The organism is Acetobacter sp. (assembly GCF_052102375.1).
Taxonomy (GTDB): Bacteria; Pseudomonadota; Alphaproteobacteria; order Acetobacterales; family Acetobacteraceae; genus Acetobacter.
In genome coordinates, this window is record NZ_JBQDXI010000023.1 from 25,379 (window position 1) to 36,803 (window position 11,425).

Below are 11,425 nucleotides of genomic sequence, written 5' to 3' on the forward strand. Positions count from 1 at the left end.
GAGTCCTGCATTTGTTGAAGACTCTGCCAGAATACACTCGTTAGGGGTAAAATGTGTCTCTGTCTGATGTGCTGCACACTGAAATGTGCCTACAAAAAACCCGGCCTTCTATTAAGAAGCCGGGCTTTCTGAAGTCAGGATGCTCTCGCTTTAGTGCGAAAGACCTGTAAAGTTTTCCAGCCAGTGAATGGTGTAGTCACCTTTCTGGAACTGCGAGTCAGCCAGAATACGCCGATGCAACGGTATGACGGTCTTGATGCCTTCAACAACAAACTCATCAAGAGCGCGCTGCATACGGGCAATGGCCTGTGCCCGTGTTGGGGCGTGGACAATGACCTTGGCAATCATGCTGTCATAGTATGGCGGCACGCGATAGCCGGTGTACAGGGCGCTATCAACGCGCACACCCAGACCACCCGGAGGGTGATAAACGGCAACCGTGCCGGGGCAGGGCGCGAAGGTTTCAGGGTCTTCCGCGTTGATACGGCATTCAATGGCATGGCCATCAAAGGTCACGTCTTGCTGCGTGTAGCCCAGCTTTTCGCCTGCTGCGATGCGAATCTGCTCACGGACCAGATCAACATTGCAGACCATTTCCGTTACCGGATGTTCCACCTGAAGGCGGGTATTCATCTCGATAAAGCAGAACTGGCCATCCTGATACAGGAACTCGAGCGTCCCGGCATTCCGGTAGCCCATGCGTGATAGGGCTTCGGTGACGGTGCGGCCAATTTCATCGCGCTGTTCGTCATCAATGGCGGGAGAGCCAGCTTCTTCCAGCAGTTTCTGGTGGCGGCGCTGCAAGGAGCAGTCACGTTCACCAAAATGCACCACGTTGCCGTAGTTATCGCCCAGAATCTGGAGTTCGATATGACGGGGCTTATCCATGTATTTTTCAAGATAAACCGCGTCATTCCCAAAGGCAGCCCGTGCTTCTGTACGGGCCACACTCCAAGCTTCTTCCAGATCTGCTGCGGTTGGCGCCACCTTCATGCCACGACCACCGCCACCGGCGGCAGCCTTGATCAGAACCGGGTAGCCAACTTTTTCGGCCACAATGCGGGCCTCTTCAATATTGGCAAGTTCACCGTCAGACCCCGGTACCAGTGGTACGCCAAGGGCCATCATGGTGGTTTTGGCAGTGATCTTATCCCCCATCATACGGATGTGCTCCGCAGTAGGGCCAATAAAGGTCAGGCCGTGGGCTTCTACCGTCTCTGCAAAATCTGCGTTTTCAGACAGAAAGCCGTAACCGGGGTGAATAGCTTCAGCGCCCGTAATGGTAGCCGCAGACAGAATTGCCGCAACATTCAGGTACGAATCGCGGGATGAGGCCGGGCCAATACACACGGCTTCATCTGCCAGACGCACGTGCATTGCGTCTTCATCTGCGGTGGAATGAACCGCTACGGTCTTAATGCCCAGTTCCCGGCAGGCGCGCAGGATACGAAGGGCAATCTCGCCGCGGTTGGCGATGAGGATTTTAGAAAACATCACTCGATAATGACAAGCGGTTGACCAAATTCCACTGGGTCGCCGGAGGCAACCAGCACCGTCTTGATCGTGCCAGCCTTGGGAGCTTTAATCTGGTTGAAGGTCTTCATGGCTTCAATCAGCAGCAGGGTCTGGCCTGCGCTCACAATTTGCCCTTCGCTCACAAAAGGTGCGGAGGATGGGTCTGGCGCCAGATAGGCCACGCCCACCATGGGGCTGTTGACTGCGCCCGGGTGACGGGACAGGTCAGCCGGAGCGGCTGGCACAGGGGCCGCAGCAACAGGGGCCGCAACGGGAGCCGCTGCCACAGCAGGGGCTGCCGCAGCCTGCACGCTCAGCGTACGGGCAACACGAATGCGGCTGTCTTTCTCCGCAATTTCGATTTCGGTCAGGCCGGTGTCTGTCAAAATTTCAGCCAATGCCCGAATGGCATCCGCATCCACGAGCAATCCGCTCATTGGTGGTCATCCTCATTAAGAATAAGATCGGTCATTGCCTGCAATGCCAGAGAATACCCTGCCACGCCTAGCCCACATATAACACCAACTGCGGCACGTGAGACATAAGACATGTGACGGAATGGCTCGCGGCGATGAATGTTGGAGATATGAACCTCTATCACTGGCAGGTCCGTTGCAAGTAACGCGTCAAGCAGCGCAACAGATGTATGGCTGTAGCCCGCAGGATTGATAATGATGCCGCGCGCACGCTTGCGGCACTCCTGCACCCACGAAATAAGTTCGCCTTCTATGTTGGTCTGGCGGAAGTCAATGGCCAGATCCAGCTTGTCAGCAGCCTGAATGCAGATTTGCTCTACATCATCCAAGGTGGCCCGCCCGTAAATTTCGGGCTGGCGCTGGCCTAGCATGTTCAGGTTGGGGCCGTTTAGCACAGCAATAAGAGGTCTTTTCATAGTGGCATGGGCCGTAGCACGATGGCACGTTGCATCCAAGAGCAGAGATGAAGGGCAGCCGTAAAATGCCATGCCTCCAATTGGAGAATAAAGGGTGAAATTGCCGTGGGGTGGGCTTTATTCTGCCTTTGTTTTGCCCGATGTCACGGCTACAAAAGGCATAACAAACCAGAGGGCAGAGTAGAAAAGAGTTGCCTTTTGGTGAAGAGACCGGCTTTATTTGCTCAGTATTTAATAACCGATGGAGTCAGCAAGCGGATGTCAGCCCTGCGCCGGGTACTTCTTGGAAGTGTATTTTTCATGGCTACCATGACCACTGTTTCGTCTGCCAATGCAGCAGAAACCGAGCAGTCAGGTACGGCATGGGCCGATTCCGTAAACCGCGCTCTGGCAGCGCGGGAGCAGACGGACGAGTTCCCGGTCGTCTCTGGTAAAGGGCATGTCAGGCACGCTTCACAGAAGGGCGTAGCAAGCTGGTATGGGGGGCGTTTCAACCATCATCGTACCTCTTCCGGCAGCGCTTTTGACAAAACCCGGCTGACAGCAGCTCATCCAACCGCCCCTCTTGGCAGCAAGCTGCTGGTAACGTCAGAAGAGACAGGGCGCTCAGTGGTGGTAACGGTCAATGACCGTGGTCCATACAGCCACAACCGTGTGATCGACCTGTCACAGGCTGCTGCCGCCCGCCTCGGGATGCTCAGCAGCGGCGTGGCACATGTTAAAATCGAAGAAGCCCCTATCGAGGTCGCCATGGCCCCGCAAGATGGTTCCGACTCTCTGGACACATCTTCCGTCATGCAGGTTGGCACTCCCAAGACACATGCTCTGCGCCCGCTACAACGGGTACGCAAGCGGGCGCATCGTTAAGTTCTAAAAGTTTATACTGAATACTAAAAAAGCGACCCAAGGCCTGTTCCGGCTTCGGGTCGCTTTTTTAGTATTGAGCGCAGGGGAGAGAAGCGGAGGAACCGCTTCTCTTGCAACAGCTTTACATGACAATCGGCTTACGGCGGACGCCGCGTGCATAGCTTTCCATTTCGGCACTCAGTTCGGCACCCATGAGCACCACCCACGCGCTGACGAAAAACCACATCATGATGGCAATAACCGCGCCTAGAGGTCCGTAGGTCGCATTGTAGCTGGCAATGTGCGCGACATAATACGAAAACCCGAGAGCCGTGATGATCCAGGTAATAGTTGCAAACAGTGCACCAGGCAGAACCCAACGCCAGTTGGTTGGGTAGTGTCGGTCCGGCCCGAAGCGATAGAGCGCTGATGTAGCCAGAATCTGAAATGTGAACATGACGGCAGGACCACTCCAGCGTGCCGCAAACTCAACGGAACCGGGTGGTGTAGGAATATGCAGCCATGTTGGCAGATTAAGAAAAATGGGCAGCGCAACCATAATGGCCAGTGTAAGCGCCGCGCCGAGCACTGCAGAGAGGGTCATGGCGAGGGCCGTGACCTGAAACACCAGAAAACTACGGCTTTCCTTGGTGTTGTAGGCCATATTCAGGGCAGAGAGAATTGAGCGGGTAGCAGCCGAGGCTGACCACAGGGCCACACCCAGAGAAATGACAAGGTTAATGGTCAAAGAGCCCGGAGGTTCCGCCACAAGGGTTTGAATCCGGTCATAAATCAGGGCGTAGGCACCCGGTGGCAACAGGCCGCGCAACACTTCAAGTTGCGGGGTGACGGTTTGGACATCAAACGCCAGACCATAAATGGAAATCAGGGAGCTGATAGCCGGAAAAAGGGAGAGGGTGGTATAGAACGCACATCCTGCGGCTACCAAAGTGGTAGGGCCGGAAATCAGGCTTTTGCCTGTTTGAAGGAAAATGGTCTTCCAGTCTTTTCCGCTCAGTTCTGACGGGCGGGCAAACTTTGCCGCTCCTGTAGTGAGAATGGTCTCATCATGATGGGGGGAGGGCAGCGCAGTGCTGGAGGGAGTCGGGTTAGCCGGGTCACAGAGGGCCTGCATAGTGTTTGAAGAATCCTTCTTTGTCGCGTGGCTCCGGCTTTAAGGCTGAACCGCATAAACCTGTTTAAGCAAACAGGTTTGGGCCAATGCCGGTTCCCTTTACAGGGCGTGGAGGTGTCTGAAAGGCACCATAACAGAGCGCATTTTTAGCTACGCTCTCTCGGGTGTGCCATATTTTTCTTCCCTCACGTTATTTTTGTCTTGCGCTTGTGGTGGTTTGGCCTCATATGCACGCCCCTACGCAGCAACGCACGTGCCACTGGCCCTCTGAGGTTACGCAACGACGTCAAGCGTTCTGGCAATCTGGGTCACCTTTCTCTTGGTGGTCTTTTATTTGGTCGCTGGTCCGTTAGACCGTTTCGCAACTCCTCTCCCAGCACAAACAAAAAGCGGGAGAGCCTTATATTGGGGGAATGGGTGGAATGACGCCCAAAATTGCCCGTTTTTTCGCTGAGCAAAAGCCCGCTACGCCATGCTTGGTCGTTGATGTCGATCAGGTGGAAGCCCGGTATCTCGCGCTCAATTCCGCACTCCCGCAGGCTCGCATTTATTATGCGGTCAAAGCCAATCCGGCTATGCCAATTCTCACCCGCCTTGTAGGGCTGGGGTCCAGCTTTGATGCGGCCTCGTGGGAAGAAGTGTCAATGTGCCTTCAGGCAGGTGCAGAGCCGGAAGATATTTCCTTCGGCAACACCGTCAAAAAAGTGTCCGCCATTCAGGCCGCGTATCGTGCCGGTGTGCGGATGTATGTTTTTGACAGTCTGGAAGAACTGGAAAAACTTGCTGCCCACGCTCCGGGTTCGCGCGTGTATTGCCGCCTGCTGGTGGATAATGATGGCGCTGAATGGCCGCTCTCACGCAAGTTTGGCACAACGCTCGAATCGGCGCGTGACCTTATGCTCAAAGCGCGCGAGTTCGGGCTGGACCCGTATGGCCTGTCTTTTCATGTTGGCAGCCAGCAGTTGTCTGCTGATGCATACGAAGTGGCAATTGGCCGTGTGGCAGCTCTGTTCACGGACCTCGCCGCAGCGGGGCTTGACCTGCGCATGATCAACCTTGGTGGTGGTTTCCCGGTTAAATACCGGGACGACGTGCCGGAAATTGATCATTTCGCGACAGCCATCAGCCACGCCATGACAGAGCACTTTGGGAATGCATTGCCTGAAATGCTTGTTGAACCGGGCCGCTTTATTGTGGGAGCCGCCGGTGTGGTGCGTTCAGAAGTTGTTCTGGTCAGCCGCCGCGGCCGCGAAGATGGCCCACGCTGGGTGTATCTGGACATTGGCCGGTTTGGTGGACTGGCAGAAACGGAAGGCGAGTCCATTCGTTACGCTATTCGTACAGACCGCGATGGCACGGCAACTGGGCCAGTTGCTATTGCCGGGCCAACCTGTGACGGCGCGGATATTATGTATGAGAAAACCGCATACGAACTGCCGCTCTCTCTTCAATCAGGAGAGCAAATAGATTTGTGCTCAACCGGGGCTTATGTCTCAACATATTGTTCTACCCGGTTTAACGGTTTCCAGCCGCTAGCCGAGCACTACATCTAAGAGCTTACACGGGCGGTGCATGGTCTGTGCCGCCCATAATTTTTTACTTATAGCCGCTTTTGCATGTTGTGTTGCTTGCAGTAAGATTACCTGAATACGCTTCAGGGAGGCACGCGCATGAAAAAAACAGCATTGCTGCTGGCAGGGTTGGTAGTATCGGCATCCGGGCTGTCTTTAGCTCATGCTGAGGAGCCTGTGTCTGCTGCATCTGCCGTGCAGAATTTTGGCCGCTTGTCTGCGGATGGCAATGCAGCCTTTGAAGAGTTGAGCCTTGCCCGCAAAGCCATCTTTGATGGTGACTTGGCTAGCGCCAAAACATTAATTGCTGCTGCCCAGCAAGATCTTGTGCGCGCACGGGCTGACAATACCGCTTTTGAAAAAGCCGAAGCTGATTTGATGCCGACCAAAGTGCGCAATCAGCCGCCTCGGCCTTTGCCAGAGGTTGGTAAACAGGTGGCGTGGTTGCCTATAGACGGTGAACTGGTGCTGGATGAAACCCTGTCTCCTACAACGGAGCGCACCGCAGCACTTGCTATGGCGAACACTCATCTGAAGAGCGGAGATACCACGCGGGCAGCCGCTCTTTTACGAAGTGCCGGGGTTGATGCAGATTACATTATAGCGGCGGTACCGCTTGAGCAAACACGTATTGCGGCGGACAAAGCGGCTCATGCTCTAGCAAAGAACCCATACAAAGCCAGCGAGGCACTGCGGAGCGTGGAAGATTCTGTCAGATATGCATCGGTGGACATTCAGGGGGTGACGCAACAGCCGCCTGCACCGTAAGCTGTCACTTGGCAGGACAGAATAAGCGTCATCCTGCCCAGATACCGCTTGCAAAAAGCAAGCGGTAAGTATCGCGCAGATGGATACAAAAAGTTTGTATACCAGCAGTGGCATATCCATCTCGCGGCACTCTTTCAGAGTGGTGGAAATATTTCATAAAACGGGTGTTGTCACGGGCGCTGCTGCAGGTTCTGGTGCTGCATAGCTAGCTGTTTTCATAAGAGCTTGACTAATCTGCCGTTTTAAGATTTTGCAAAAAAAATCGGGAAAATTCTAGCTTTACACTGGAAAATGATCTGCTCTGGGAATGTGATATTTCAAATTCACAAATGGTCAATAGTGACCTGCAACAGGTAAGGCAGTGCTTTGATAAATAATGCTGGCGTTGCACAACCTGATCAATCTAAAAGCACAAGATACTATGTATAATAAAAAGTTATTTTTATTGACTACAGAAGCATATTTTAATGATTGATTTTAGATATTCTTCGTCTGAGTAAGCAAAGGGCGGCATCGTGAATGTAGGGTCAATTTTCGGCATGGATGGTCTAATCTGATACGTTCTCTGGCGCTTGATTGAGCACAATAAGGCACTTGGATCCATTCAGTTGATCCCGATCTGTCTAAAACACCTATAAAGCAGGGTATTGTGAAATTTTTAGAAAAAAACTGTAAATTTATAGAACAAACAGGTTTGGCGCTGCTGGGGGGATCCGCAACGGGAGAATAGTACGGGCCATTTGTTTTTTGGCACATGACGCAGCACGTTATGTCACCGCTGCTACGGTCACGGTGGGTGGCGGCAGATCTGTGTTCCATTTGCTATGACCTGAGCGGAACAATCTACCCCGCTTAGGTTTTTTTATAGAGAGTAAATAGGGTTTTTACTTATCCCTGTTCACGCTTTACGTCTTGCCAGAGCTTGTCCAGCTCTTCCACAGGGCGGTCCTGCATGGACAGACCTTGCAGGGAAAGTTTGCTTTCTACAGCTTCAAACCGTCGCGTAAATTTATCACAGGCTTGGCGTAGGCACGCTTCCGGGTCCAGATCAAGGCGGCGTGCCAGACTGGCCAAAGAAAACAGGACATCGCCTAATTCGTCCTGCATGCGGTCTTTGTCACCCTTTTCAAGCTCTACGGTAAATTCGTCTATTTCTTCATGCACTTTCGCCACAACCCCAGACACATCCGGCCAGTCAAACCCTACGCGTGCTGCTCGTCCTGCAATTTTGGCGGCACGGAGCAGCGCTGGCAGCATGGGGGGCAAGCCCGCCAGAGCACCGCCAGACTGCCCGTCTTTTATCAGTTTGCGGCGTTCCTGCTCTTTCAGGGCTTCCCACTGTGCGGGAAGGGCCTGCGCGGGTGTGGTTGCGTTTGTGTGCGTGGGGTCGTTGCCTAAAACCTCCGTACCAAATGTCACATGCGGGTGCCGCCGTATCATTTTCTCAGTGACCATGCGTGCAACAGTCGCAAGGTCAAACTGCCCGGCCTCCCGCGCAAGCTGGGACTGATACACAACCTGTAACAGCAGGTCCCCCAATTCGTCCGGGAAAGCCTGCCAGTCCTGCCGCTGAATGGCGTCCAGCACTTCGTAGGCTTCTTCAATGGCATAGGGCGCTATGGTTTCCGGGGTTTGTTCAAGGTCCCATGGGCAACCACCCTCAGGGTTGCGCAATTGCGCCATAAGGGCGGCCAGTCGTATTATTTCCTGCGCGGCGTGCTCGGGGCGGGAGTACGGTGTGGGCTGCTGAGAAACCATGTGACAAGCCTTATCGTGTGCAACTATCAGTTAGGTAGAGAGGGTTAGGTATGGTTTTTGGTCCTTCCCCCTTCCACCCGAAGGGCGTTCCCTCCTATATGCGAAAAGGACGGAAGGGCGAACAGCCTGAAAAAGAGATAACCCGCCTTGAACCGGCATAGGGAGCCTGCACACGCAGGGTGAGATGGTATGACACAGCACCCCGTTATTTTTATTGATGGTGAAGCCGGCACCACCGGGCTGGAAATTCGTGAACGTCTGGCCACTCTGCCTGTGCGTTTGCATTCCATAGCCACGGCGCATCGCAAAGACCCTGCTGCACGTCAGGATGCCATGGCGGCAGCAGATCTGGTTGTGCTGTGTCTGCCTGATGCTGCCTCCCGCGAGGCTGTGGACATGGCAGCAGAGCTTGGAGAAGTTGCTCCCCGCCTGCTGGATGCCAGCACGGCGTTTCGGACTGCTCCGGGTTGGGTATATGGTTTTCCTGAGCTGTCCGAAGCCCAGTCCGCAGCCATTGCGTCAGCGCCCCAGGTTTCTAATCCGGGGTGTTACCCAACGGGGGCCATTGCCCTGTTGCGGCCCTTGATTGATGCCGGTGTTATGGATGCGCAGTATCCAGTCTGTATCAATGCCATTAGCGGCTATACAGGTGGTGGCCGCAGCATGATTGAAGAGCATGAACGTGATGGTGGCCCCGCGTTTGAACTTTATGGTCTGGGGCTTGAGCACAAGCATGTGCCGGAAATCCACCTTCATGCTGGTTTGGGGCGGCGGCCCGTTTTTGTGCCCTCCGTCGGGCATTTCCCACGCGGCATGATTGTCTCCATTCCTTTGCATCTGGATGACCTGACCGGCGGTGTTACGGTTGATGACCTGAACACAGTGTTAGCAACCCGCTATGCAGGGCAAGATAAGGTGCATGTTGTGCCGCAGGATGCAGGTTTGTCTGCTGAAGGCTTGGCAAAGAGTGACCGTATGGAGTTGCGCGTACATGGCAGCCCCCGCCACAGGCAGGCTGTCTTAACGGCACGGCTCGATAACCTCGGTAAAGGGGCATCCGGTGCAGCTTTGCAGAATATTGCCTTGATGCTGGGCTTGTCGGCCTGACACAGCCTTGATGGCTATCCCCCCGTTTTAGGGACGGGGGGCCTTGATGTCCGTCAGAATGGCGAGCGTCATTTGCGCCAGTGCCGCGCTCAAGCGCGCAAAACCTTCTGTTTTGGTGCGTGTGTCTTCGTTCATGTATAAGCTGCGGCGCATTTCAACCTGAAGCGCATGCAGTCCTTCCTGTGGCCGCCCATAATGCTGGGTAATGTAGCCGCCTGCATAAGGTAGGTTGCGTGTTGTGCTGAACCCCTGCGCCTGTAAGGCTTTTTCAGCACAACTTATTACTCTGCCTGAACAGGATGTGCCATGCCGGTCACCTAACACAAAATCAGGGGCTCCGGCCTCCAGCGCATCTGGCATGGAGTGTAGGTCCAGCAGGACTGCCATGCCGTGCTGGGCACGGCAGTCCTGCAAAAGCTGTGCCAGAGCCTTGTGGTAAGGCATCCAGCAGTCTCGGATACGGAGCGCGGCTTCCGTAAAGGGGAGGCGGGTACGATAGATGGCCCGGTTATCCGCAACAATACGGGGTACGGAGCCAAGACCGGACAGCGCTCTATGAGTTGGTTTAACAAAGGCTGGGACCGGCCCGTCAAACATACGGGGGTCCATATCCCATGCAGCACGGTTGACGTCACAGTATGCGCGGGGAAATTGGGCGTATAAAAGGGCCGGTCCCAACGCATGGGCAGGAGCTGCCAGTTCTTCAACGTAGCTGTCTTCCCCGCCACGCAGTGTGGCAAGAGGTTGGCGGCTGGTGTTCACAAACGCATCCGGATAAATGCGGCCCGAATGCGGTGAGGCCAGCACCACGGGCGTGGTAGCTGTTCCAGACACATGGAACGGCGGTGTGACCCATAACTGTTCGTTTTCATTCACTATTCGGTCTGTCTCCGTAGGTATGATCCGGCTTAGGCCCCGACGGATGAGTGAATGAGCAAAATTTTTCATTCGGCTATAATTGTGGGCTTGCGCTCTGAACGCAAGAAGGATAAAACGCGGCGCAGATAAGGATGGTGGGCGCATAGCTCAGCGGTAGAGCACTACCTTGACATGGTAGGGGTCACAGGTTCAATCCCTGTTGCGCCCACCATCCTTATCTCTAGAAATATCCCCCTAAAAAATTCTGTAATATCCTGCAAGAATGCTTCTCGTACACTATATGCGCGTCAGGTCACCTCTTGCTTGAGCGCTGGCTCGTTTCTGAAAAGCCTTCGTGTTTTACAAACGTAGTATTGCCGTGCCTTTGGGTGGGTATGTGGCTATGTGCCGCAGCATTTACATCTGCTTGAGAGCCCGTTTATTGCTGTGTGCTCAGAGATGCAGAGGCAGCTTTATGCAGACGGCCCCCAAACTTATTCAGTCGGTAGAGCGGTCTGCCATGATTCTGGAAATTATTGCGCAAGCGGGGGGTGGGGCGCGTTTGCAGGCTATTGCTGCTGCGTCCGGGTTGGGGAAAACCACGGTCCATAATATTCTCCAAACCCTTCTGCGCCTTGGGTATGTACAGCGGCGCACGGGGGATATGCGGTACCATCTTGGCGGGCGCATCCTTAATCTGGCCCGTATGGTGGGGGATGATCAGGCCATTCGCACCTATTTGCGTCCCGCTCTGGAAGATATAGCCCGTGCCAGTCAGGCCACAGTGTGGCTGGGTGTACCCAGTGGGGATGAGGCAACGTATCTCGATGTCATTAATATGCGTGAGCCGGACCGGGTTGAACCGGCCCTTTATCGTCGTGAGCCTCTGGAAGGGTCGGCTGTAGGGCTTGTCGCGGATTTCTCACACTTGAGGCAATTTCGGGTCATTTTGTAGAATTCAGTCATTCCACAGGA

At 54.4% G+C, this 11,425-nt stretch carries 11 protein-coding genes and 1 tRNA gene; 6 read left to right on the forward strand and 6 right to left on the reverse strand.

The features are described from left to right. Positions 1–150: 150 nt before the first annotated feature. The 3 genes from accC to aroQ are packed head-to-tail and all read right to left on the reverse strand — an operon-like array spanning position 151 to position 2,407. Positions 151–1,494 carry an acetyl-CoA carboxylase biotin carboxylase subunit gene (accC, locus tag ACTIDN_RS10200; RefSeq protein ID WP_441376957.1) on the reverse strand — a complete coding sequence of 448 codons (1,344 nt, stop codon included), beginning with the start codon at positions 1,492–1,494 and terminating at the stop codon, positions 151–153. Then, positions 1,494–1,952, reverse strand: a complete 459-nt coding sequence (gene accB / locus ACTIDN_RS10205) for an acetyl-CoA carboxylase biotin carboxyl carrier protein (protein ID WP_441376958.1) — start codon at positions 1,950–1,952, stop codon at positions 1,494–1,496. Before accB ends, accC begins: the two co-directional genes overlap by 1 nt. After that, positions 1,949–2,407 (reverse strand): type II 3-dehydroquinate dehydratase, encoded by a 459-nt coding sequence (aroQ, locus tag ACTIDN_RS10210; RefSeq protein ID WP_048837954.1) that lies wholly within the window; start codon positions 2,405–2,407, stop codon positions 1,949–1,951. Before aroQ ends, accB begins: the two co-directional genes overlap by 4 nt. 300 nt (positions 2,408–2,707) lie before the next feature. Between aroQ and ACTIDN_RS10215 the strand changes: the two genes are divergently transcribed. Next, positions 2,708–3,274 carry a septal ring lytic transglycosylase RlpA family protein gene (locus ACTIDN_RS10215; RefSeq protein ID WP_441376959.1) on the forward strand — a complete coding sequence of 189 codons (567 nt, stop codon included), beginning with the start codon at positions 2,708–2,710 and terminating at the stop codon, positions 3,272–3,274. Between the two features lie 121 nt (positions 3,275–3,395). Here ACTIDN_RS10215 and ACTIDN_RS10220 read toward each other — a convergent pair whose 3' ends face one another. Beyond that, positions 3,396–4,388, reverse strand: coding sequence for a YihY/virulence factor BrkB family protein (locus ACTIDN_RS10220; protein ID WP_415509237.1), 993 nt, complete (start codon positions 4,386–4,388; stop codon positions 3,396–3,398). Positions 4,389–4,810: 422 nt separating this feature from the next. Between ACTIDN_RS10220 and ACTIDN_RS10225 the strand changes: the two genes are divergently transcribed. Beyond that, the gene (locus tag ACTIDN_RS10225; RefSeq protein WP_048837883.1) at positions 4,811–5,941 is read left to right on the forward strand and encodes a type III PLP-dependent enzyme; all 1,131 of its coding nucleotides are present in this window, start codon (positions 4,811–4,813) and stop codon (positions 5,939–5,941) included. A gap of 117 nt (positions 5,942–6,058) precedes the next feature. Beyond that, positions 6,059–6,727 carry a YfdX family protein gene (locus ACTIDN_RS10230; RefSeq protein ID WP_441376960.1) on the forward strand — a complete coding sequence of 223 codons (669 nt, stop codon included), beginning with the start codon at positions 6,059–6,061 and terminating at the stop codon, positions 6,725–6,727. A gap of 888 nt (positions 6,728–7,615) precedes the next feature. Here the strand turns inward: ACTIDN_RS10230 and mazG are convergent. After that, the gene (mazG, locus tag ACTIDN_RS10235; RefSeq protein WP_441376961.1) at positions 7,616–8,485 is read right to left on the reverse strand and encodes a nucleoside triphosphate pyrophosphohydrolase; all 870 of its coding nucleotides are present in this window, start codon (positions 8,483–8,485) and stop codon (positions 7,616–7,618) included. 189 nt (positions 8,486–8,674) lie between these two features. Here mazG and argC point away from each other — a divergent pair, with 189 nt between their 5' ends. Beyond that, complete coding sequence (argC, locus tag ACTIDN_RS10240; RefSeq protein ID WP_415509225.1) at positions 8,675–9,592, forward strand: N-acetyl-gamma-glutamyl-phosphate reductase; 918 nt, start codon at positions 8,675–8,677, stop codon at positions 9,590–9,592. Positions 9,593–9,619: 27 nt separating this feature from the next. Here the strand turns inward: argC and ACTIDN_RS10245 are convergent, their stop codons facing one another. Continuing rightward, positions 9,620–10,468 (reverse strand): N-formylglutamate amidohydrolase, encoded by an 849-nt coding sequence (locus tag ACTIDN_RS10245; protein WP_441376962.1) that lies wholly within the window; start codon positions 10,466–10,468, stop codon positions 9,620–9,622. A 139-nt stretch (positions 10,469–10,607) separates the two neighbouring features. On the opposite strand from ACTIDN_RS10245, the gene ACTIDN_RS10250 reads away from it, so the two are divergent. Further along, positions 10,608–10,682 (forward strand) — tRNA-Val (locus ACTIDN_RS10250). A 243-nt stretch (positions 10,683–10,925) separates the two neighbouring features. Next, positions 10,926–11,405, forward strand: coding sequence for an IclR family transcriptional regulator (locus tag ACTIDN_RS10255; RefSeq protein ID WP_441376963.1), 480 nt, complete (start codon positions 10,926–10,928; stop codon positions 11,403–11,405). The last annotated feature ends 20 nt before the right edge of the window (positions 11,406–11,425 follow it).

What these genes read in the sequence shown, in the direction of transcription:
- ACTIDN_RS10220 (WP_415509237.1), bottom strand. Translation starts at nt 4,388, where the DNA reads ATGCAGGCCCTCTGTGACCCGGCTAACCCGACTCCCTCCAGCACTGCG.
- accB (WP_441376958.1), bottom strand. Translation starts at nt 1,952, where the DNA reads ATGAGCGGATTGCTCGTGGATGCGGATGCCATTCGGGCATTGGCTGAA.
- ACTIDN_RS10255 (WP_441376963.1), top strand. Translation starts at nt 10,926, where the DNA reads ATGCAGACGGCCCCCAAACTTATTCAGTCGGTAGAGCGGTCTGCCATG.
- ACTIDN_RS10230 (WP_441376960.1), top strand. Translation starts at nt 6,059, where the DNA reads ATGAAAAAAACAGCATTGCTGCTGGCAGGGTTGGTAGTATCGGCATCC.
- accC (WP_441376957.1), bottom strand. Translation starts at nt 1,494, where the DNA reads ATGTTTTCTAAAATCCTCATCGCCAACCGCGGCGAGATTGCCCTTCGT.
- mazG (WP_441376961.1), bottom strand. Translation starts at nt 8,485, where the DNA reads ATGGTTTCTCAGCAGCCCACACCGTACTCCCGCCCCGAGCACGCCGCG.
- aroQ (WP_048837954.1), bottom strand. Translation starts at nt 2,407, where the DNA reads ATGAAAAGACCTCTTATTGCTGTGCTAAACGGCCCCAACCTGAACATG.
- ACTIDN_RS10225 (WP_048837883.1), top strand. Translation starts at nt 4,811, where the DNA reads ATGACGCCCAAAATTGCCCGTTTTTTCGCTGAGCAAAAGCCCGCTACG.
- argC (WP_415509225.1), top strand. Translation starts at nt 8,675, where the DNA reads ATGACACAGCACCCCGTTATTTTTATTGATGGTGAAGCCGGCACCACC.
- ACTIDN_RS10215 (WP_441376959.1), top strand. Translation starts at nt 2,708, where the DNA reads ATGGCTACCATGACCACTGTTTCGTCTGCCAATGCAGCAGAAACCGAG.